The 22,029-nt window shown below is 62.0% G+C and carries 20 protein-coding genes and 1 pseudogene; 9 read left to right on the top strand and 12 right to left on the bottom strand.

The features are described 5' to 3' along the window. Positions 1 to 100 precede the first annotated feature (100 nt). From sbcB to GWK50_RS10110, 4 genes are all read left to right on the top strand, one after another. Complete coding sequence (gene sbcB, locus GWK50_RS10125; RefSeq protein ID WP_162016390.1) at positions 101 to 1,543, top strand: exodeoxyribonuclease I; 1,443 nt, start codon at positions 101 to 103, stop codon at positions 1,541 to 1,543. 9 nt (positions 1,544 to 1,552) lie between these two features. Next, positions 1,553 to 2,878 carry a protein kinase gene (locus GWK50_RS10120; RefSeq protein WP_162016389.1) on the top strand — a complete coding sequence of 442 codons (1,326 nt, stop codon included), beginning with the start codon at positions 1,553 to 1,555 and terminating at the stop codon, positions 2,876 to 2,878. Positions 2,879 to 3,153: 275 nt separating this feature from the next. Continuing rightward, positions 3,154 to 3,867, top strand: a complete 714-nt coding sequence (locus GWK50_RS10115; protein WP_162016388.1) for a YebC/PmpR family DNA-binding transcriptional regulator — start codon at positions 3,154 to 3,156, stop codon at positions 3,865 to 3,867. Between the two features lie 156 nt (positions 3,868 to 4,023). Further along, positions 4,024 to 5,178 carry a GGDEF domain-containing protein gene (locus GWK50_RS10110; protein WP_162016387.1) on the top strand — a complete coding sequence of 385 codons (1,155 nt, stop codon included), beginning with the start codon at positions 4,024 to 4,026 and terminating at the stop codon, positions 5,176 to 5,178. On the opposite strand, the pseudogene GWK50_RS10105 reads toward GWK50_RS10110, so the two are convergent. From GWK50_RS10105 to ccmA, 11 genes and pseudogenes are all read right to left on the bottom strand, one after another. Continuing rightward, positions 5,166 to 5,398, bottom strand: a pseudogene (locus tag GWK50_RS10105) (amidohydrolase family protein); the annotation flags it as partial. The gene GWK50_RS10110 and the pseudogene GWK50_RS10105 sit on opposite strands and share 13 nt — an antisense overlap. Positions 5,399 to 5,570: 172 nt before the next feature. Further along, positions 5,571 to 7,817 carry a TonB-dependent hemoglobin/transferrin/lactoferrin family receptor gene (locus tag GWK50_RS10100; RefSeq protein WP_162016386.1) on the bottom strand — a complete coding sequence of 749 codons (2,247 nt, stop codon included), beginning with the start codon at positions 7,815 to 7,817 and terminating at the stop codon, positions 5,571 to 5,573. A 157-nt stretch (positions 7,818 to 7,974) separates the two neighbouring features. Next, on the bottom strand, positions 7,975 to 8,823 hold the full coding sequence (gene ccmI / locus GWK50_RS10095) for a c-type cytochrome biogenesis protein CcmI (RefSeq protein WP_162016385.1): 849 nt from the start codon (positions 8,821 to 8,823) through the stop codon (positions 7,975 to 7,977). Beyond that, positions 8,820 to 9,287 carry a cytochrome c-type biogenesis protein gene (locus tag GWK50_RS10090; protein ID WP_162016384.1) on the bottom strand — a complete coding sequence of 156 codons (468 nt, stop codon included), beginning with the start codon at positions 9,285 to 9,287 and terminating at the stop codon, positions 8,820 to 8,822. The genes ccmI and GWK50_RS10090 overlap by 4 nt, the downstream gene beginning before the upstream one ends. Then, positions 9,284 to 9,808, bottom strand: a complete 525-nt coding sequence (locus GWK50_RS10085; RefSeq protein WP_111868575.1) for a DsbE family thiol:disulfide interchange protein — start codon at positions 9,806 to 9,808, stop codon at positions 9,284 to 9,286. The genes GWK50_RS10090 and GWK50_RS10085 overlap by 4 nt, the downstream gene beginning before the upstream one ends. Further along, a complete protein-coding gene (locus GWK50_RS10080; protein ID WP_162016383.1) occupies positions 9,805 to 11,772 on the bottom strand; it encodes a heme lyase CcmF/NrfE family subunit in 1,968 nt (655 codons plus the stop codon). The genes GWK50_RS10085 and GWK50_RS10080 overlap by 4 nt, the downstream gene beginning before the upstream one ends. Before the next feature lies 1 nt (position 11,773). Next, complete coding sequence (gene ccmE, locus GWK50_RS10075; RefSeq protein ID WP_111868578.1) at positions 11,774 to 12,211, bottom strand: cytochrome c maturation protein CcmE; 438 nt, start codon at positions 12,209 to 12,211, stop codon at positions 11,774 to 11,776. Next, on the bottom strand, positions 12,208 to 12,351 hold the full coding sequence (gene ccmD / locus GWK50_RS10070; protein ID WP_242455348.1) for a heme exporter protein CcmD: 144 nt from the start codon (positions 12,349 to 12,351) through the stop codon (positions 12,208 to 12,210). Before ccmD ends, ccmE begins: the two co-directional genes overlap by 4 nt. Before the next feature lie 19 nt (positions 12,352 to 12,370). Continuing rightward, the gene (locus GWK50_RS10065; RefSeq protein ID WP_162016381.1) at positions 12,371 to 13,111 is read right to left on the bottom strand and encodes a heme ABC transporter permease; all 741 of its coding nucleotides are present in this window, start codon (positions 13,109 to 13,111) and stop codon (positions 12,371 to 12,373) included. Next, complete coding sequence (ccmB, locus tag GWK50_RS10060) at positions 13,108 to 13,806, bottom strand: heme exporter protein CcmB (RefSeq protein WP_162016380.1); 699 nt, start codon at positions 13,804 to 13,806, stop codon at positions 13,108 to 13,110. Before ccmB ends, GWK50_RS10065 begins: the two co-directional genes overlap by 4 nt. Next, on the bottom strand, positions 13,803 to 14,462 hold the full coding sequence (gene ccmA, locus GWK50_RS10055; RefSeq protein WP_162016379.1) for a cytochrome c biogenesis heme-transporting ATPase CcmA: 660 nt from the start codon (positions 14,460 to 14,462) through the stop codon (positions 13,803 to 13,805). Before ccmA ends, ccmB begins: the two co-directional genes overlap by 4 nt. 279 nt (positions 14,463 to 14,741) lie before the next feature. Here ccmA and GWK50_RS10050 point away from each other — a divergent pair, with 279 nt between their 5' ends. From GWK50_RS10050 to GWK50_RS10030, 5 genes are all read left to right on the top strand, one after another. Continuing rightward, on the top strand, positions 14,742 to 16,388 hold the full coding sequence (locus GWK50_RS10050) for a nitrite reductase (protein ID WP_162018080.1): 1,647 nt from the start codon (positions 14,742 to 14,744) through the stop codon (positions 16,386 to 16,388). A 92-nt stretch (positions 16,389 to 16,480) separates the two neighbouring features. Beyond that, positions 16,481 to 17,074, top strand: coding sequence for a NapC/NirT family cytochrome c (locus GWK50_RS10045; protein ID WP_162016378.1), 594 nt, complete (start codon positions 16,481 to 16,483; stop codon positions 17,072 to 17,074). Between the two features lie 65 nt (positions 17,075 to 17,139). Next, complete coding sequence (locus tag GWK50_RS10040) at positions 17,140 to 17,967, top strand: ethylbenzene dehydrogenase-related protein (RefSeq protein WP_162016377.1); 828 nt, start codon at positions 17,140 to 17,142, stop codon at positions 17,965 to 17,967. Positions 17,968 to 17,977: 10 nt separating this feature from the next. Next, positions 17,978 to 18,343, top strand: a complete 366-nt coding sequence (locus GWK50_RS10035) for a plastocyanin/azurin family copper-binding protein (RefSeq protein ID WP_197904999.1) — start codon at positions 17,978 to 17,980, stop codon at positions 18,341 to 18,343. 207 nt (positions 18,344 to 18,550) lie between these two features. Then, complete coding sequence (locus GWK50_RS10030) at positions 18,551 to 20,269, top strand: nitrite reductase (RefSeq protein WP_162016376.1); 1,719 nt, start codon at positions 18,551 to 18,553, stop codon at positions 20,267 to 20,269. Positions 20,270 to 20,362: 93 nt separating this feature from the next. On the opposite strand, the gene GWK50_RS10025 is transcribed toward GWK50_RS10030, so the two are convergent. Then, positions 20,363 to 22,003 carry a nitrite reductase gene (locus tag GWK50_RS10025; RefSeq protein WP_162016375.1) on the bottom strand — a complete coding sequence of 547 codons (1,641 nt, stop codon included), beginning with the start codon at positions 22,001 to 22,003 and terminating at the stop codon, positions 20,363 to 20,365. Positions 22,004 to 22,029 lie beyond the last annotated feature (26 nt).

The raw sequence follows: 22,029 nt of genomic DNA, 5'->3' as shown, positions 1-22,029 counted from the left end.
CAAAAAGCCCCGCTTGCGGGGCTTTTTGTTTTTCGACCGGGCCCGTGCGCTGCTTCGCCGGGTTTACAGTGCACGCAGTTGCCTTGTCTTCTGGAACTCCATGGATTCGCACACCTTTCTCTGGCACGACTACGAGACCTTCGGGGCAGACACCCGGCGTGATCGACCGGCGCAGTTTGCGGCTGTTCGCACCGATGCGCAACTCAACGAAATCGGCGAACCCCTCATGTGGTATTGCCAGCCGGCCAACGACTATCTGCCCGATCCCACGTCCTGTCTGATCACCGGCATCACCCCCCAGCAGGCCTGGGAGCGGGGCCTGCCCGAGCGTGAATTTGCGCAGAAAATCGCCGACGAAATGGCGCAGCCCGGCACCATTGGCGTGGGCTACAACACCATCCGGTTCGACGATGAAATCACGCGCTTCATGTTCTGGCGCAACCTCATCGACCCCTATGCGCGCGAGTGGCAGAACCAATGTGGCCGCTGGGACTTGCTCGACGTGGTGCGCCTGGCCTATGCGCTGCGGCCCGACGGCATTGTCTGGCCGACCAAAGAAGACGGCTCGCAGAGCTTCAAGCTGGAACACCTGACGAAGGCCAACGGCCTGCAGCACGAGGCCGCGCACGATGCGCTGTCGGATGTGCGAGCCACCATCGCGCTGGCGCGGTTGCTGCGCCAGCACAACCCCCGGCTGTTCGATTTCGCCTTCGGCCTGCACAAGAAGGACCGCGTGGCTGCCGAGCTGCGCCTGCCCGCCACGGCGCAGACGGCGCGGCCCTTTCTGCACGTGTCGGGCATGTTCCCTGCCGAACGCGGCTGTTTGGCCGTGATGTGGCCGCTGGCCAGCCATCCCACGAACAAGAACGAGATCATCGCCTGGGACCTTGCGCATGACCCGCGTGAACTGGCCCTGCTGGATGTGGAGCAACTGCGTTTGCGCATGTTCACGCGCACGGCCGACCTGCCCGAAGGCGTCACGCGCCTGCCCATCAAGACCGTGCACCTGAACAAATCACCCATGGTGGTGGGCAATGTGAACACGCTCACGCCTGCGCTGGCGCAGCGCTGGGGCATCGACCTGGCCCTGGCGGCAGCGCACGCCGAGGTGGCGCGCGCGCTGCCGGACATGAGTGCCATCTGGCCCGCGGTGTTTGCCCGCCCGCCCGAACCCGCGCCCGATGTGGAGCAGGACTTGTACGGCGGCTTCGTGGGCAACAACGACCGCCGTCGCCTCAACGAGCTGCGCACCCTGTCGGGCGAGCAGCTTGCCCGTGCACGCACGGGTTTCGACGATCCACGGCTGGACGAGTTGCTCTGGCGTTACCGCGCGCGCTCGTTTCCCGATACCTTGACGCCCGAGGAGGCGCAACGCTGGGAAGCGCACCGCGCAGCCCGGCTGCTGGAAGGGCAGGGCGGCATGCGGACCGTGGACCAGTTTTTTGCCGAGATCGACCAACTCTCCGAGACCGCCGACGAGCGCGCCGAGGAGATTCTGGGTGCCCTGTACGATTGGGCCGAGGCCATCGTCCCCGAACATTGAGCCGGCACCATGCCTGAAGCCCCACCACCCGCCAGCATTGGAAAATACCGCATCGAACGCGAAATCGGTCGCGGTGCCAGCGGCGTGGTGTACCTGGGGCTGGACGGCTTTCGGGGCAAGCAGGTGGCCATCAAGCAGATGCATGCCCACCTGCTGGCCGATCCGGCGCAGGCCCAGCGCTACCGCCGCCTGCTGCGCAACGAGGCCATGCTGGCCGGACGCCTGCGTCACCCGCACATCGTGCGCTTGTTGGATGCCGACGAAGAGGCCGTTCCGCCCTACTTGGTGCTGGAATATGTGCAGGGCCGCCCCTTGTCGGACTTTGCCAAGGCCGACAGCCTGCTGCCCGTGGCCCAGGTGCTGGACATCGCCTTCAAATGTGGCCAGGCGCTGGAGCATGCCCAGCGCCAGGGTCTGGTGCACCGTGACATCAAGCCCGCCAACATCCTGTTGTCCGAGGAGGGGGAGGTCAAGCTGGCGGATTTTGGCGCAGCCCTGTCGGTGCGCAGCGAGGCCACGCAGATCGCCGGCTTGGTCGGATCACCCTCGTACATGTCGCCCGAGCAGGTGCGTGAAGAGCCACTCACGCACCACAGCGACATGTTTTCGCTCGCGGTGGTGGTGTATGAGCTGCTGACGGGCCGCCGCCCCTTCGATGGCGACACCGACTACGCCACCATGTTCCGCATCGGCAACGATGTGCCTGTGCCGCCCAGCCTGCTGCGGCCCGCATTGCCCACAGAGCTGGACCAGTGGCTGCTGCGCGCGCTGGCCAAGCACCCGCAACAGCGCTACCTCCAGTGGGAAGACTGGTGCCAGTCACTCATGGCGCTGAGCAAAAGCCTGCCGCGCCAACGCTCGCAGGACACCGAGTCCGAACGCTTTGCCCGCTTGCGCGCGCTGTCCTTCTTTGACGACTTCCACGACGTCGTGCTGTGGGAACTGATGCGCCTGGGCAAGTGGCGCCGCCTGGACCGCGGCACGGTGTTGATGCGCGAGAACACGCCGGGTGATTCGTTCTGTGTGCTCATCGAAGGGCAGGTGAGCGTCAGCCGCCAGGGCTGGCACCTGAGCACCCTGGACCCCGGCGTGACGCTGGGCGAGATGACCTACCTGCGCCCGGAGCACCGCATCCGCACCGCCACGGCAGTGGCCGAAACCGAGGTGCTGGTGCTCAAGATCCGCAACCCCGCACTGCGCGAAGCGTCCGAGGAATTGCAGTCGCGCTTTGACAAGGCTTTCATTCGGCTGCTGGTGGGCAGGCTCATTGCCACCAACGAGCAACTGGCGGAATGGGAAATCGTGGCGGCCCCACGGGGCATCAATGGGGCTTGATTGCTATTAAATTTATAGCTGTTTGCGCTTTATGGGTGAGCGCTAAAGCCACTTTTTCTTGGTTCTGCCAATAATGGCCGGCGGCACCCATTCTGATGTCCAGACTCCCCTGGATCAGCACCCGTGCGATCGGCGTGGTTTTGCACGCATTGGCCTGCTCTGCGTGGCTTCTGGCCGGTGTATAACCACACCCCTTGGGTCTCGCGCATGTGCGTGGCCCATCCTCCGATACGGCCCGCCACATTGGCGCGCCACAACACCAAGGAACACGCAAGATGGGCGCGCAGTGGAAGGCAAAAGGCAAGGCACAGGTGGCCGACGCCAAGGGCAAGCTGTTTGGCAAGCTGGTCAAGGAAATCCTGGTCGCCGCGCGCGGCGGTGCGGACCCGTCCACGAATTCGCGGTTGCGCCTCGTGGTGGAGCAGGCCCGCAAGGCCTCCATGCCCAAGGACACGCTGGAGCGTGCCATCAAGAAGGGCTCGGGCACGGGCACCGAAGCGGTGCACTACGAGCATGTGATCTACGAAGGCTTCGCGCCGCACCGTGTGGCCGTGATGGTCGAGTGCCTGACGGACAACGTGAACCGTACAGCGCCTGAAATGCGCGTGCTGTTCCGCAAAGGCCAGCTGGGTACTTCGGGCTCGGTGGCCTGGGACTTTGACCATGTGGGTCTGATCGAGGCCGAGCCCGCCACCGCAGGCGCAGACCCCGAGGTGGCTGCCATCGAGGCCGGTGCGCAGGATTTCGAGCCAGCGGACGAGGAGGGCGCCACCCTGTTCATCACCGACCCGACCGACCTCGATCTGGTCAGCCGTGCGCTGCCCGCGCAGGGTTTCACCGTACTGACGGCAAAGCTGGGCTACAAGCCCAAGAACCCCGTCAATCCCGCGAGCCTGAGCGCAGAGCAACTGGAGGAAGTGGAGTCCTTTCTCGCCGCCATCGATGCCAACGACGACGTGCAGAACGTGTACGTCGCACTGGCGGGCTGAGGGAGCCTGGATCCAACCCGTGTCAGCCGGTCCCCCGCGCCTCGTGGAGGTGCTGGATGCGTGGGATATTCTGAACCCGCTGCATGGGTCACCGCACCACGGTAGAGTTTCTGCACAGTGCACAGTCCAACCCTCCTGACTCTCACGGCCATCCTCATGGCCATGGTCACCGCAGTGCTGTTTGCAGTGTGGTACTTCAACCGGCAGATCCCTGGCCTGCGGCTGTGGACGCTGTCGTACCTGTTCGGCCTGCTGTTCAGCATCAGCTTTCTGCAATGGACGCGACTGCCGCCCGCCCTGTCCGTCGTGCTGACCCAATGCGCGGTGTCATTGACGGGCTACCTCTGCCTGATGGGTTGCCATGCCTACATGGGTCGGCCGCCGCCCCGCCATGGACGGGCGGTGGTGTTCATCGCGGTACTGGTTGGCATGGCGCTGTATTTCACGCTGGTGCAGCCCCATCCGGGCATGCGCTTTCTGGCCGCGAGCCTTGGGCCTGGCGTGTTCTACGGGTTGTCGGCCGCCACCCTTGCGCATGGGGGCATGCAGGCCTATCCAGCCCGCTACCTGACGGCGATCGTCATGGGCGCGCATGGCGCTTTTGTGCTGTTGCGGACCCTGCTGTTCAAGTTGCAGATGTCGCTCGTGCAGGATGCCGACATGGTCCCGGCCCTGTCGCAGTTCGTCATCCTGGAGGCGATCATGGCGCTGGTGCTGATCGCGTTTGGCATTCTGATGCTGGCCAACGAGTTCACCCACAGCGCCTTGCGGCGGCTGGCGGAGATGGACCCGCTGACCAGCGTCTTCAACCGGCGCGCCTTTCTGACGTTGCTGGACAAGGCCATCAGCCAGGCGCGGCGCCGCCGGGCCGAACTGCCCGTGCTGGTGATCGATCTGGACCATTTCAAGAAGATCAACGACACCTGGGGCCACCAGTGCGGGGATGAGGTGCTACGCCACTTCGTGGGCCTGGCCGCCAGTTGCCTGCGCAGGGAGGATCTCATGGGCAGGCTTGGTGGCGAGGAGTTCGCAATCGCCTTGCCCCTTGCCACCCGCGAGGGTGCCAGGGCCGTGGCCGAGCGCCTGTGTTCTCTGGTGGGGCAGCACCCCGCGATGACCGAGCATGGGCCGATCGCGCTCACAGTGAGCGTCGGAGTGACCCTGTGCGCTGCCGGCGAAAGCCCCGAAGGGGTGTTGCACCGTGCGGATGCGGCCATGTACCAGGCCAAGCAGCGCGGGCGCAACCGGGTCGAGGTGTGGCAGCCAGAGCCCGTTCCGGGCGGCTCACGGGCCGCCGTCGCCAGCCCGTAGCCTTCGAGTCCCAGCAGCTGCGCTGGCTGGGTGGTGACGGCTTCGAAGCATTGGCGCATGGTGGCCTGGCTGGTCATCTGGCCCACATGCAGGGCCATGTGTGCCAGTTCCTGCTGTCGCCACTGCCCAGTCCATACCAGGGGTCCATCACGCAGTCCTGGCCGAAAGCCACGGTCAGACCTGCGGCCAGTAGTTCGGGCACGCGCGTCATGCCCCGGCGCGTTTCCGCGATGCGGCCGTCCTGAACGGCAACGGACATCTGGGTGCGGCCGTCGGGCAGCGTGGCGTTGCGGCAGCCCAAGGATACAGCGCAAAAACGCTATTGTTTTGATAGCTGTTTGCGCTTTATCTATGGGCTCAAAGCCTATTTTTCATCGAATTTTAAGGTGGCCTCAGAAATCCTTGACCAGCGACACATGGACGCTGCGTCCTGGCTGGGTGTAGGCGTCATTGGTGGCGGATGAGGCCGCCAGGCCATAAACGTCGGGCCAGAGCCAGTACTTGCGGTTGGTCAGGTTGTGCACGGCGAAGTTCAGGCGCAGGTCCTTGCGCAGGCGCCACTGCGCGGATACATCCAGCGTGGTGGCCGAGGGAACGGTGAACTGCGTGTTGGGCGGCTTGACGGACGAGGCGCTGTCGATGTCCTTGGCCGTCTTGGCAGCATGGTGGCGCATATCCAGGCGCAGGCCCCAGGCCGCCGTGTCGTACTGCACGCCCAGCGCCAGCTGGGCGGGGTCCACCGAGTTGATGGGTTTGCCGGTGGCGCGGTTCACACCGCGTGCCTTGCCGTAGCTGAACGGCGTGACCAGGCGTCCGCCCGCCACGCGGCCCCAGTCGTACTGGCCCTTGAGCTCAAAGCCAGTGATGCGTGCGCGCTCGGTGTTGATGGTCTGGAAGATGCGCGGATCCGCCGCTGTGCCCGTGCCGCGGATCAGCACCGTGTCCATGATCAGGTTGGAATAGTGGCTGCCAAACACGGCGGCGTCCAGGCTCAGGCGGTCCAGGCGTCCGCGCACGCCCAGTTCCACGCCGCGGCTCTTTTCGGGCCGGAGGTCGGGGTTGGGGATGATGATGACCTGTTCGGCGGCGTTTTCGTAGTAGCCGTTGACCTGCCCTGCATCGGGGGCGCGAAAGCCCGCTGCATACTGGCCGAACACGCTCCACTGTTCCGTGGCGCGGTACAGCACGCCGATCTTGGGCGACAGCGCCGAGCCCGAGAGCGACTGCCCTGGCTGCTTGGCGGGTGGGTAAAAGCCCGCCTGGCTGGTCACGTCAAGTGAAAAATGGTCGAAGCGCAGGCCAGGGGTCAGGCTCCAGTTGCCGTGCACCGATTCGTCCTGCACATAGAGCGCGCTGGTGGTCTCGCGTGTGTCGGGGAAGCGCTTGAGCGGGAACACTTCCGGTGGGAGGGGGGCCAGGCCGGTGTAGAGGTTGGAGATGTCGCTGCGCACATGGTCCAGTCCGTAGGTGATCTTGTGCGCCCAGCCACCGCTGCGCAAAATTTTGTCGGCCTGCACGCCGGCCTGCCAGGTGCTCTCGCCATAGGAGTTGTCGCGCACGCGCAGGGGCAGGGTGTTGCGTACGCTGGTGCCGACCTGGCGCGATTGCGCATCCTGGTACGCCACGACGGTGCGCACGTGGTCTGCCCAGTCGGTACCCAGGCCAAACCGGGCATCCCAGGTCAGGCGGTTGCGCTCCATGGCGCGCGAGGAGTATTCATCGACGATGGCACCGGCAATCTGCGCCGGGGTGCCGCGCAAGGGCAGGGGGTTGCGACTGGAGAGCAGGTCCACATCCGATTTCTTCTGCACATGCTCCAGCGTGAACACGTGGCGCTGAGTGGCATGGGGGCGCAGCACGATCTTGCCGAGCACCGCGTTGTCGCGGTCGTCCTGCGGGTTGGGGCTGGTGCGGTTGAGATTGGGCTCGTTGTTGGTGCCCATGTTGTCCATGGCGTGGGCGCCGCGGGTGGTGGCCGTCAGCATCCACTGCAGGGTGTCGCTGGCTTGGCCTGCCACGGTACCGGCCAGGGTGTGGCCGTTGTCGTCACCGCTCCAGCCCGCCGCAATGCGGCCACCGAGCGTTTTGGGTGTTTCGCCTTTGCCGACGGCCAGGAAGTCGGCCGGTTCGTGCGTGATGAAGTTGACCAGCCCCGCCATGCCGTCGGAGCCGTACAGGGCGGACGCCGGGCCACGTACCACCTCGATGCGCTTGAGCAGTTCGAGCGAGAGGTATTCACGGTCAAAGGTGGTGGTGCGGAAGGCGTAGCTGCGCGGCATGCGCACGCCATCGGTCATCAGCAGCACCCGGTTGCCACCCAGGCCGCGGATGTTGATGCCTACGTTGCCATCGCGCCCGGCGCTGGCGGTGGCACCGCCCACGGAAAACCGGGCCGGCGAGCGCTTGACCGAGGTGTTGGGCAGGTTCTCCAGCGCTTCGCGCAGGTTGCGGCTTTGCTGGTTGCTCAGGGTGTTGGCGTTGATCACATCGTAGGACAGCGGCAGTTCGTCTGCCGCCTGCTCCTGCCGCGAGCCGCTGACCACCACCTCGGGCAGTGCCGCATGGGCGTTGCGTGGGGCCGTGCTTTGGGCATGTGCCGGCACCATGTGCAGACAAGCCAGGGATACCAGGACGGCCAAGGTACGTGCCTGGGGTCGGGAAGGGTCTGTCGAACGGTGGATCTGCATGTTGGTTGTTTTTTTGCGTGGGTGGTAGGTGTCTGACAGCTTCGCAGGAAGGGGGAGCGCGGGCTGAGCCGCCTGCGCACATCCCCAGACCAGGGTCGGCTATGGCTGGCTATGGCTTCTTGGCCTTGGAGGCTTGGAGGCGTGCGTCTTCCAGGTATTCTTGGGTGACCTTGGCGTCTTCGGAGCCCGGTTCCAAGAGCCCCAGCAGTTTTTCCCAGTCTGCTGCGGCGCGATCGAAGTCCCCCTGTTGATAGGCGGCAACGCCGGACATCATGAGTGCGCTGGGGTGTTCGGGATCCACACTCAGGGCCTGTCGAACCAGTTCCTGCGGCTGGCCTTCCATGCGATTGCCTGCCCGCAGGGCCAGCAGTTCGGCATAGTCCACCAGGAAGTCGGGGTGGTTCTGAATGGCTTCACTGGCCTTGGCATAGGCCTGCGCGGCCTCGTCCAGTCGGCCCATGACCTTGTAGGACCGCGCCAGCATGGCCCAGCCCTTGGGGTTGTCTGGATTGGCCTGGAGTTTGGCGGCCAGGGACTCCACCATCTGGATCACCTGTTCTTGCGCTGCGGCCTGCGCGAGTGCAGGACTCAGCGCCGCAGGGTTGCCCAGAAAGTGGTACATGCCTGCGGCGCCCAGGGGCAATACCAAGGCCAGCAATGCCGAAGTGCGTCGTGCGCTCCAGAAGGGTGTGGCGGTCGGTGCGGCAGGGGCATCGGGTTCTGCGGTGTCGTCCAGCAGGCGCAGCTGCAGCTCGTCGCGGGTGGCCTCATAGTCGGCCGGTGTCATGGTGCCATTGGCAAGGTCGCGCTCCAGGGCATCGAGCTGTTCGCGGTAGATGGCGGCGTTCAGTCGCAGGCTGGAGACGTTGTTGAGCGGCGTTGGACGCAGCAGGGGCCAGACCATCCAAACGATGATCAGCACGGTCAAGGCCGCTGCGAGGGCAATGAAAAGGGTCATGGAAGGCGGTCCGGAGCTTGCAGGATTGACTGCGCCTTGGCGCGTTGGGCTTCGTCAAGCGGTTGAGGCTTGGCGTCACGCTGGTGGGTGCGCACGATGCGCACGAGCCCATACACTGCACCCGCCAGCAATACAAAGGGGCCAAACCAGAGCAGCCAGGTCACCGGATTGACGGGCGGGCGGTAGCGTACGAAATCGCCATAGCGGCTGACCATGAAGTCCATGATCTCGGCGTCACTTTTTCCGGCCTGGATCTGGGAGCGGATCTCGCGCTTGAGGTCCATGGCCAGATCGGCCCGCGAGCCCGCCAGCGATTCGTTCTGGCAGACCAGGCATCGCAGCTCCGCCGAGATGGCGACCATGCGTTTTTCCACCACCGGATCTTGCGCCAGCGGAGGGGCTTCATTGGCGTGGGCAGGCAGAGCGAACTGCAACGCCAGCAACAGGGCAAGCCAGAATTTCATTTTTGCAGTTCCTGTGCCAGCGGCAGGATGGTCTTGAGCAGGGCTTCCTCGGTCACGGGGCCGATCTGCTTGAAGCGAATCTTGCCTTCCTTGTCGATCAAAAAGGTCTCGGGCACGCCATAGACGCCAAAGTCAATACCAATGCGCCCTTCAGGGTCCACCACCGACAGGTCATAGGGGTCACCATGGCGGGCCAGCCATTTCAGCCCGTTGGCAGATTGGTCCTTGTAGTTCAGGCCGATCAGCGGAATGTTTTTGCTCTTGGCATATTCCATCAGCACCGGGTGTTCCTGCAGGCAGGCAGTGCACCAGGACGCCCAGACGTTCAGCAACCACACCTTGCCGCGCATGTCCTGGGCCGAGAACTGTTTTTCGGGCGTGTGGAGCAAGGGAGCGACGAAAACGGGCGCAGCCTTGTCAATCAGGGGCGAGGGAACCACGCGGGGGTCGCGGGTCAGGCCGATGGCCAGAAACACCACCAGAACCAGAAATACGCCCAGGGGAATCAGTGCTTTTTTCATGCTGTTGCACCCGAAACCAGCGCATCCGATGCTGTCGCGGCCTTTTTCTTGCGATAGCGGCGATCCAGTGCCGCCAGGGTGCCACCCAGGGCCATGAGCAACGCACCACCCCAGATCCAGCTCACGAAGGGCTTGTAGTACACGCGCACAGCCCACGCCGGGTTCGCTCCACCTTCCAACTGCTCTCCGAGAGAAACATACACATCACGGGCCAGCCCGGTGTCGATGGCGGCTTCGGTCATGGGCATGGTGCTGGAGAAGTAGGCGCGCTTTTCGGGGTGCAGATGGCGCAAGACCTTTCCATCCTGGATCAGCTCGACATCACCCACGTCTGCACGGTAGTTAGGGCCTTGGGCCTGGCGTATGCCGGTCAGCCGCAGGGTATAGCCACCCACGGAGACAGTGTCTCCCACGGTCATGCGTACGTCTTTTTCGGTTTCGTAGTTGGTGACCATGACAACGCCGAGGGTGCTGACCGCCACACCGATGTGGGCGATGTGCATGCCCCAGAACGACCAGGGAGTGGAGCGCCAGCGCGCCGTGTCTCGGAGCTGGCGGTAGATGTGCTGTGCCGAAGACAGCACGATCCACAGCGCCAGGCTCATGCCCAAGGCCACTGCAGCCGACCAATGGCCAGCCAGAATCGGCAAAGTGCATCCCAATGCCACGGAAATCAGGGCGGTGGCGCCCAGCTTTTTGCACAGCTCGGCGATGCCGTCACTTTTCCAGCGGGCAAAGGTGCCCACCACCATGAACAGCAGGACAGGCACCATGATTGGCACAAAGACGGCGTTGAAGTAGGGCGGGCCGACCGACAGCTTGCCCAGGTTCAGCGCATCGACGATCAGCGGATACAAGGTTCCCAGCAGCACGGTGGCGGCCGCGGTGGTCATCAGAACGTTGTTGAGCAACAGGAAGGTTTCGCGTGAGACCAGCTTGAACGAACCACCAGCGCGCACCTTGCTGGCACGCATGGCAAAAAGGGTCAGGGAGCTGCCGACGACAGCGATCAGGAACACCAGAATGAAAACGCCACGCCGAGGGTCTGTGGCGAAAGCGTGGACCGAAGTCAGCACCCCGGAGCGCACCAGGAAGGTGCCCAGCAAACTGAGCGAGAACGCCGTGATGGCCAGCACGATGGTCCAGTTGCGGAACAGACCGCGCTTTTCGGTCACCGCCAATGAGTGGATCAGCGCCACACTCACCAGCCAGGGAAGGAAGGATGCGTTCTCCACCGGATCCCAGAACCACCAGCCGCCCCAGCCCAACTCGTAGTAGGCCCACCAGGAGCCCAATGCAATGCCCAGGGTGAGAAACATCCAGGCCACCGTGGCCCAGGGGCGCGACCAACGGGCCCATGCGGCGTCCAGGCGTCCGCCCAGCAGTGCGGCAATGGCAAAGGCGAACGGCACGGCCAGGCCAACGTAACCCATGTAAAGCATGGGCGGGTGAAACACGAGGCCGGGGTCTTGCAGCAAGGGGTTCAGATCACGCCCGTCCGCAGGGACATCGGTCAGCCGCAGGAATGGGTTGGACGTCAGCAGCATGAAGAGCAAAAAGCCGACCCCGACCAGGCCGAGAATCCCCAGGACTTTGGCCACCATGGCATCGGGCAATTGCCGGGAGAAAAATGCCACTGCCAGCATCCACGAGGTGAGCATGAAGTGCCACAGCAGCAAGGAGCCTTCATGCCCCCCCCACACACCAGCGATGCGGTACAGGGCGGGCAGGCTGGAGTTGGAGTGCTGGACCACATAAACGACGGAGAAGTCGTTGGAGTAGAACGCATAGGTCAGGCAGCCATAGGCGATGGCGGTGAGCAGCCATAGTGCATGTGCGCCGGGGCGGGCCAGAGCGATCCAATCGCTGCGGCCGGTCTGACCACCAACCACGGTCAAAACCCCCAGCGCGAGCGCAACAAAAAGCGACAGGATCAGCGCGAAATGGCCTAGTTCGGGAATCATGTTATTTCAGCGTTTCAATGGTCTTCTGGGCCTGATCGACGGCATGCTGTGCCTCTGGAGGCATGTAGTTCTCGTCGTGTTTGGCAAGCACCTCCGTGGCCGTGAACAGTCCGTTGTCTCCGAGCTTGCCCTGGGCTACGACCCCTTTGCCCTCGCGGAACAGATCGGGAAGGATGCCGGTGTAGGTCACCGTCATCTCCTTGGCTGTATCGGTGACGATGAACTTCACCGTGAGGTCCTTGCGTTCAACGGAGCCTTCCTTGACCATGCCGCCCACCCGAAAGGTGCGGTTCTTGGGTGCTTCGCCCGCAGCGACCTGGCTGGGACTGAAGAAGAACACCAGGTTGCTTTCGAAGGCGTTCAGTACCAGATAGGCCGCCAGCGACAGGGCGGCCAGACCGCCCGCAATGACGGCTGCGCGTTTGTGACGTGGTTTCATGATTCGTGATGGGAGTCAACACCGTTGCGAAGGTTTCGCAAGATCTGTTTGCGCTGGCTGCGAATCAGCAAGGATTCGCACAGCATGACCAGGGCGGTCGCACCAAAGCTGCCCCACACATAGAGTGCGTAGCCGCCCATGGCAAGAAATTCGGAAAGACTATTCCACTGCATTTTTCACCCAGTCTGTATGGCGTTCCCGCTCAAGAATGATGTTGCGCACCCGAGCCAGCGCAGCCGCGATGGCGTACATCCAGAACGCCAGCACCATGATCAGCATGCCCCACAGCATGGGTGTCGCCATCGAGGGCGCCCGGGTCAGCGAGACCGATGCTCCCTGGTGCAAGGTATTCCACCAGTTCACGGAAAAATAGATGATGGGGACGTTGACCACCCCTACCAGGGCGAGCACAGCGCAGGCTTTGTCTGCTCGGCGGGGATCGTCAATGCTCGATTGCAATGCCAGAAATCCCAGGTAAAGGAAGAGCAGGATCAGCGTCGAGGTGAGTCGTGCGTCCCATACCCACCAAGTGCCCCACATGGGTTTGCCCCAGAGCGACCCCGTCAGCAGCGAAAGAAACGCAAACAAGGCCCCTGTGGGGGCAAGGGCGGCGGCCATCATGCCCGAGAGACGCGTATTGAACGCCAGACCGACACCCGCCCAGGCGGCCATCACGATGTAGATGAACATCGACATCTGCGATGACGGCACGTGCACAAAGATGATGCGGTAGCCTTGCCCTTGCTGGGCATCCACGGGCGCCACAAAGAAGGAGATCCACAAACCCACCACCATCAGCAGGGCGGCCAGTGCTGCGAACCATGGCCACATCTTGCCTGCCAGAAAGTAGAAGTTCTGGGGGGCAGCGTACTTGAACCAGTGAATGCTGTTTGTTTTCATTCCAGGGATATCTTCAGTGCAGCCGTTGTGGCGAAGGGGGCGAAAAACAGGGAAAGAACCAATAGCGCAGCCAGCAGGGACAGGTGCCCATGGACACCCAGATCCGAGGTGTAGGCTTCCACAGCCCCCGCGCCAAAAATCAGGACGGGAATGTACAGCGGCAGGATCAGGAGCGACAGCAGAACCCCGGCACCCCGAACACCGAGTGTCAATGCGGCGCCAATGCTTCCTATCAGGCTCAAGGTCGGTGTGCCCAGAAGCAGTGTCAGCATCAGAATTCCCAGGGATGACGCATCCAGCCCGAACTGCAGGCCGAGAACTGGCGCCATCAGCACCAGAGGAACGCCCGACAGCAAGAAATGGGACAGGGCCTTCGCGGCCACCAGCAACTGCAGCGGAGCTGGCGACAACACCATTTGCTCCAGGGAGCCGTCGGCGTAGTCGCTGGCAAAAAGGCGCTGAAGAGAAAGCATGGCAGCAAGCAAGGCACTCACCCACAAAACACCGGGAGCCATGCGCAACAAAAGCGCCGACTCCGGCCCGACGCCCAGGGGGAAGAGGCTGGCGACCACGGCAAAAAACACCAATGGCGTCAGCACTTCACCCTTCTGGCGCATTGCCAGCGAAATCTCGCGGCGCAGGACCGCAAGCATGACGCTTCCCAGTCCGATGGGCTTGACATGCGTCAATTTCATGCGCGCAACTCCAAGAGTTGAACTGGGATGGCGCCGATCTCGACGGCCTGATGGCTGGTCAGAACCGTGAGGCCACCATTGGCAAGGTGTTCTGCAATCAGCTCCGTCAGCATCTGTATTCCGGTGTCATCCATGGCCACGAAGGGCTCATCCAATACCCACAGTGGCGCCTGACTCAGCGCCAGTCGGCACAAGGCCACGCGCCTTTTTTGACCTTGAGACAGATGACGAACGAGGTGTTCTCCCCGGCCGGGAACTCCAAACCTGGCAAGAATGTTGCGAATGGAGCCCTCATCGGTCGTAAAACCACCCAATGCGGCGGTGAACGCCAGGTTCTCGCGCACCGTCATGGACTCTTGCAGGCCGTTGAGGTGCCCCAGGTAACACAGATCACGCTGAAAGTCGGCCCGTTGCTTCTGGATCGGCACGTCGTTCCACAAGATGGCGCCGGATTCGATGGGCGCCAGGCCGCACAGCATGCGCAAGAGACTGGTTTTGCCAATACCATTGACCCCCACCACATGCAGCCAGCGCCCAGCCTCAAGGGTGCAGTGGATGTTCTGGAACAGCTTGCGGCCGCCTTTGCTGCACCCCAGCGAGTCAAAGCGCAGTGTAGATAGTGGTTTCAATTCGGGGCTTTCGAGTCGCGGGCGCAAATCTTACGCGAGTGGGGCGTGTGGTTTGCGGGTGCATGCCTTCATCAGCAATGGTTGGATTGTGCGTACATTTTTTAACTCTTTGAGGCATTTGGAATGGCTGTTTAACATAGATCAAGTTGACGGTAGAGACAACGCCCGCATAATGGTCTTGCCCGGATCGACTTGTTGTAGCCGTCACCGGGTTTCGACCGCCGCCTGCGGGCGGAATGGCTGCAAGGTACCTTTGGAGTAAGAACGATGACATTTCCCCGCCTTTCGAGCATTGCTGCAGTGGTGATGCTGACGGGCCTTGCAGTTCCTGCAATGGCTCAAGACAAACCTCAGGCGCCCACCATGACGGCCGCTGAAAAGGAAACCGCCAAGAAGATTTACTTCGAGCGTTGCGCTGGTTGCCACGGTGTCTTGCGCAAGGGTGCCACCGGCAAGAACCTTGAGCCGCATTGGAGCAAGACCGACAAGGAAGGCAAGACCACTGAAGGTGGTACGCTGGCCCTGGGTCAATCGCGTCTGGAAAAGATCATCGGTTACGGTACCGATGGCGGCATGGTGAACTTTGATGACATCCTGACCAAGGAAGAAATCAACCTGATGGCACGCTACATCCAGAACACGCCGGATGTGCCGCCAGAGTACAGCTTCAAGGAAACGATGGATTCCTGGAAGGTCATCGTGCCGGTGGACAAGCGTCCGACCAAGCAGATGAACAAGATCAACCTGAAGAACGTGTTCTCTGTGACGCTGCGCGACACGGGCGAAGTGGCCCTGATCGATGGCGACACCAAGGAAATCCGCAGCATCGTCAAGACCGGCTATGCCGTGCACATTTCGCGCCTGTCTGCTTCCGGCCGCTATGTGTACGTGATCGGCCGCGACGGCCGTCTGTCGCTGATCGACCTGTGGATGGAAAAGCCCGAAGTGGTCGCGGAAGTCAAGATCGGCTTTGACGCACGCTCGGTGGATACCTCCAAATTCAAGGGCTTTGAGGACAAGTACGCGATTGCCGGGTCCTACTGGCCCCCGCAGTATGTGATCATGGACGGCGATACGCTCAAGCCCCGCAAGGTCGTTTCGACCCGCGGCATGACCGTGGACGGCGAATACCACCCCGAGCCCCGTGTGGCTTCCATCGTGGCATCGTTCATCAAGCCTGAGTGGGTGGTGAACATCAAGGAAACCGGCCAGATCCTGCTGGTCGATTACTCCGACATCGAAAACCTGAAGACCACCACCATCGGTTCTGCCAAGTTCCTGCACGACGGCGGTTGGGACGCTTCCAAGCGCTACTTCCTGGTTGCGGCCAACGCTTCGAACAAGATCGCTGCGGTGGACACCAAGACCGGCAAGCTGGCGGCTCTGGTCGATACGGCCAAGATCCCTCACCCCGGTCGTGGCGCCAACTTCGTTCACCCCAAGTTCGGTCCCGTCTGGGCTACCGGCCACCTGGGTGCTGATGTCGTGACGCTGATTTCCACGCCCTCGGAAGATCCGAAGCACAAGCAGTTCAAGCAGTACAACTGGAAGGTTGTTCAGGAAATGAAGCACGTGCCGGGTAACCTGTTCGTGAAGACCCATCCGAAGTCCAAGCACTTCTGGGCTGACGCTCCGCAGAACCCCGACAAGGATCTGGCTGAGTCCGTGGCAGTGTGGGACATGGCCGACCTGTCCAAGCCCAAGGCTGTGCTGAACGTGGCCAAGGACTCGGGCCTGCCCGAAACCAAGGCCGTGAAGCGCGCTGTGCACCCCGAGTACTCGGCTGACGGCAAGGAAGTCTGGATCTCCCTGTGGGGCGGCAAGACCGACCAGTCCGCCATCGTGGTGTATGACGATGCAACTCTGAAGGTGAAGAAGGTGATTACCGATCCGAAGATGATCACCCCCACCGGCAAGTTCAACGTGTACAACACGCAGCACGACATTTACTGATAACACAGCCTTGATCTGAGGCAAGGGTCGAGGGGCGCAAGCCCCTCGACCCACGCGTCTCCGATGTGATGCATAAAGTGGGGAGAGATTGAATGGCTGGAAAACTTGCAACCCTGTGGGCCACGCTGAAAAAGCCGAGTGCGAAGTATTCGCTTCTTGGTCTGCTGATGACGGGTTTTATCTCTGGCATTCTGTTCTGGGGTGGTTTCAACACCGGGATGGAAGCGACCAACACGATGGACTTCTGTATTTCGTGCCATGAGATGCACGATAACGTCTATCAGGAATACAAGAAGACGATCCACTACAGCAATCGCACGGGTGTGCGTGCTGCCTGCTCGGATTGCCATGTGCCCAAGGACTGGACACACAAGATGATCCGCAAGATCCAGGCCAGCCGAGAAGTGTGGGGCAAGCTGACCGGTACGATCGACACCAAGGAAAAATTCGAAGCCAAGCGCTTGGTTCTGGCTGAGCGGGAATGGGCGCGGATGAAGGCCGCCGACTCGCGCGAATGCCGCAACTGCCATAGTTTCGAGGGCATGGACACCGAGAGGCAGAAAGCGCGCGGCGCTAAGATGCACAAGATCGCACAGGAAGAGAAGCAGACCTGTATCGATTGCCACAAGGGTATTGCGCACACCAAGCCCAAAGGCATGAAGGAAGATTCGGACGAAGATCTGTAAGCTTATATGGCAGCCGCTTCCGCAAGGGAGTCGGCTGCCTCTGAGTTACCTACTAGGAGTTATCGATGAAAAAGACTACGCTTTCCATGATGCTTTTGGGCTCGCTGCTGGCTGTGGGTTCGCAGGCCGCTTTCGCAGCACCTGATTGGTCCAAAGTGCCCAAGCGCGACATCCATGTTTTCCACCCAGGCGTCTCGCCCATGGAGTGGGTGGGTAAGAAGTCCGACCACAGCGGTACCGCCGGTCTTAAAAAGGGCGAGACCTGCATTGGTTGCCACGAAGAGAAGGGCGCATTGAATTTCGACTTCAAGCGTCTGGCGGGCAAGGACATGGAGCCCAAGGGCGCTCCCAAGACCATGAACTACCCCGTTGCGGTGCAGGCTGCCTATGACGCCAGCAACCTCTACATCCGTCTGACCTTCAAGGCTCCCACTGGCGGCGCCGACCAGAGCGACAAGGAAAACGAGGTCAAGGCGACCGTGATGTTCCCGGATGCACAAGTGCAACTGGCAAACCAGGCCGGCTGCTGGGCGTCTTGCCACAACGATGCACGGACCATGCCTGGTGCGGATGACAAGAAGACCAAGTACGTCAAAGCAGGTTCGTACCAGCTGATGCAGTGGAAGAGCGCCAAGGGCGCCAAGGTAGCGAACGGCTCGGTGACCACAGAGCGCAAGATGGATGGCGGTACCCTGGGTGCACAGGCCGAAGGCTCCAAGTCTGGTGATACCTACACCGTCACGTTCACCAGCAAGAACCCTGGCGAAGGCAAGGCGGTTCCGTTTGGCATCGCCATCCACGGCGATCATGCTTCCGGCCGCTTCCACCATGTCTCTCTCGGCTACACGCTGGGCGTGGGTGCCGATGGTGACGTGAAGGCGCTCAAGCAGTAACTGGTATGGGATGACAGAGGGCATCATGTTCTCGGTCATGCACTGTGGAAGACGGGTGGCGCTTTGTTCGGCACTCGTCTTCTCTTTCGCTGCGATCCCGCCGGTCTTTGCGCGGCAGACGGTGGAAGTGGTGGTCCAGAAATACCGCTTTGAGCCGGCTGAGGTTCAGATCCGTGCGGGAGACACCGTCAAGTGGATCAACCAGGAAAAACGTACCAGCCACTCCGTGCTCTTTGCTCCGGAGCAAGGGGGGGAATCAGAGAGGTTTTTCCCAGGTGAATCTTGGCAGCGAAAGTTTGACGCACCTGGCCGCTATGTTTATTCCTGCGGCCCACACCCCGAAATGAAGGGTGTGGTGGAGGTGGTAGCACCTTAGTTCTTCAGCGCTAGCTCCTAGCCTTTTTTTGAATTGAAGGCAGAGAGCGACAAAATTATCTGAGTTGTTTACTCGGTTGATGCAGATCAGCCCGCTTTGTGCTGGCCTTTCTATATTCCCGAATGTCTTGCGGCGGGGGAACATCAGCCGGTGAGATGTTGGCTGCGCCAGTGGTCAACCCAACAACTGAGTATTTGGAGCTATCGCATGAAATATTTCCGACCCACGAGTGTCGCGGCTGTTGTGCTCGCGACTTTTGCGCTTGGTGCGTCTGCACAAGAGCAAAAGGGTGTTTCTGAGGTTGAGCGGAACTACCAGGCTGGTACGTCCCCGCTGACTGCCACCCCGATGGTGCAAAGCACCAACCCCAAGGCGCCGCCCATGTCGCTGGTGGAGTTTGAGGCTGCGCGCAAAATTTACTTTGAGCGCTGCGCAGGTTGCCACGGAGTGCTGCGCAAAGGCGCCACTGGTAAACCTTTGACCCCTGATCTGACGGTCGCCAAGGGCACCGACTACCTGAAGGTATTCATTGCCTACGGTTCGCCCGCAGGCATGCCCAACTGGCAAACCTCGGGTGAATTGTCCGAAGAGCAGGTGGATCTGATGGCGCGCTACATCCAGCACGAGCCGCCCCAGCCACCCGAGTGGGGCCTGGCCGACGCCAAGAAATCGTGGAAAGTCATCGTGCCGCCCGAAAAGCGTCCCACGAAGAAGATGAACAACTACAACATCGAGAACATCTTCTCGACCACGCTGCGCGATGCGGGTGAGATTGCGCTGATCGATGGCGACACCAAGGAAATCATCAACGTCATCAAGACTGGCTACGCGGTGCACATCTCGCGCATGTCGGCATCGGGCCGCTACCTGTTCGTGATTGGTCGTGACGCCAAGATCAACATGATCGACCTGTGGATGGAGAAGCCCGATAACGTGGCCGAAATCCGTGTTGGTCTGGAGGCCCGCTCCGTGGAAACCTCCAAGGCCAAGGGTTACAAGGACAAACTGGCCATCGCCGGTACCTACTGGCCGCCCCAGTTCACCATCATGAAGGGCGACACGTTGGAGCCGCTTCGGATCGTGTCCACCCGCGGCATGGTGGTGGGCACGCAGGAATACCATCCTGAGCCCCGTGTGGCCTCGATTCTGGGATCCCACTACAAGCCCGAGTTTGTCGTGAACGTGAAGGAGACGGGCAAGACCCTGTTGGTGGACTACTCCAACATCGACGTGCTCCGGATCGCCGAAATCGGCTCTGCCCCGTTCCTGCACGATGGCGGCCTGGATTCGTCCAAGCGCTACTTCATGGTGGCTGCCAACCAGAGCAACAAAATTGCTGCCATTGACACCAAGGATGGCAAACTGGCAGGCTTGGTCGAAGTGGGCAAGATTCCGCACCCTGGGCGTGGTGCCAACTTCGACCACCCCAAGTTTGGCCCCGTCTGGGCTACAGGCCACCTGGGTGACGAAACCATTTCCCTGATCGGCACCGACCCCAAGAAGCACAAGCAGTACGCTTGGAAGGAAGTGGCCAAGCTCAAGGGCCCTGGCGGTGGTGCGCTGTTCGTCAAGAGCCATCCCAAGTCCAAGAACCTGTGGTCTGATGCCCCGCTGAATCCGGATCCCGCCGTGTCCCAGTCCATTGTGGTGTACGACATCAACAACCTGGACAAGGGCTACAAGACGCTGCCCATCGCCGAATGGGCTGGCCTGAAGGACGACGGTGCCAAGCGCGTGGTGCAGCCCGAGTACAACAAGGCGGGCGACGAAGTGTGGTTCTCTGTCTGGTCTGCCAAGAACAAAGAGAGCGCCATTGTGGTGGTGGACGACAAGACCCTCAAGCTCAAGAAGGTCATCAAGGATCCGCGCCTGATCACCCCCACGGGCCACTTCAACGTCTATAACACGCAGCACGACGTGTATTGATGTACTGTGCGTCCCACCTGCCAAGGTGGGGCCCCATGCAATGCAAAACCGCACCCTTTGGGGTGCGGTTTTTTTGTGGGTGGGTGCCTTTCGTCAGTGGCTGGTCCCTTCGGAGCGCGTGATCTTGTTGTGCAGGTTGTACTTGCCTACGGGCTTGTCCATGGGGATGCGCTTGACCTCCTTGAAGGTGGCGGCATCGAAGACGATGATGGCGCCGCCGTCGGCCTTGCGCTCCCACAGGCTGGCCAGCACGTACTTGCCGTCGCGCGTGAACTCCACGTGTGCGAGGGTCTTGCCCGGGTCGGTGCGGATGTCGGCCACGCGTTCCAGGGTGCGCTTGTCGATCACCTGCAGCGTGTCCTTGGCCTTGGGCGACATCATCGAGTCCGTCCAGGCGTAGGGCGTGTTCTCGTGGCTGCGCATGAAGAAGCCGGGACCCAGCGTGGGGATGGTCTTGACGGTTTTCCAGGTCTCCAGGTCGATCACCGTGACCTGGCTCTCGTGCAGGCTGGGCGTGGCCATCACGGTGCGCTCGGGTGCGCCGGGCTCGGGACGGTACTTCCAGGTGATGCCCGAGCCCAGGTGCGGCATGCCGGGCAGCTGCAGGTTGGCGATCTTCTTGCGCACGTCGAGGTGGATCACCTGGCCCTTGCCGGCCTCGCGGCTCGCGCCCATGAGCTCGTCGTAGCTCTGGGTGAAGAAGAAATCGTCGATGGGCTCCGACAGGTAGGTGCGGCGCGGGTTCAGGAAGCCCGGAATGAAGGCGCCTTCCTTGTAAAGGAAATCGTGGATCACGCCGATAGGCACGTCGTCGGCCTTGGGGTTGTAGCTGATCTCCCAGACCTCGGGCACGTCCTTGAGCGCTGCGATGAAGCTCTGGCGCGGCGCGGCGTCGTACACAGCCGAGACGCGCGAGCTTTGCGTGCGGTCCTTGTTCAACACCTTGTGCACCTTGAGCAGGTTCAGATCGGCGTCGAGCAGCACCAGCGTGTGCGGCAGGTAGTTGGCCACGGCCACGTACTTGCCATCGCCCGAGACCGCCAGGTTGCGCGTGTTGATGCCCGCGCGCACCTCGGCCACCACCTGCAGGTTCCAGATGTCGAACTTGGTGATCCAGCCGTCGCGCGACGCGAAGAACACATAGCGTCCATCGGGCGTGAATTTCGGCCCACCATGCAGCGCGAAGCGCGAAGCGAAGCGGTGGATGGGTTCGAGCTTGTCACCGTCGAGCACGGTGACATGGTTGTCGCCCGTTTCCACCACGATGAAAAGGTTCATCATGTCCACGCCCTGGAACACGGGCGCGGGCTTGTCGGGCAGGCTGCCCGGCGCATGCTGGACGATGCGCGAGGCCTTGATGTCGGCCTCGGTAATCGTCGGTGCGGGTACCACGGGGGTGTAAATGTGCTCTGCCAACGCGGCAATCTGTGCCTCGGTGAGCTGACCAGCGAAGCCGGGCATCTGTGTGGCGGCGCGGCCTTCGCGGATCACCTTCAGGGCTTCGGCCTTGCGCAGGCGCGTGAGGCTCTCGGGCAGCAGCGCAGGGGCCGACTGGCCGAGCCGACCGGCGCCATGGCAGGCGGCGCAGTGCTGCTGGAAAAGCGCGGCGGGGGATTCGGCATGCGCGGGCACGCTGGTGGCCAGCAGCAGGGCGGTGGCGCCCAGCCATCCGCGTACTCCGGGCAGGGGGGCGGTCGAGCGGACGGCAGAAAGGGAGCGGAGCAGGGTGTTCATGGGTGGAGCGTGGATGTCAGTGCCCC

This window comes from Acidovorax sp. 210-6 (genome assembly GCF_010020825.1).
Taxonomy (GTDB): Bacteria; Pseudomonadota; Gammaproteobacteria; order Burkholderiales; family Burkholderiaceae_C; genus Simplicispira; species Simplicispira sedimenti.
The sequence above is the reverse complement of the archived record's forward strand: the minus strand, read 5'-3'. Positions and strand labels throughout refer to the sequence as shown.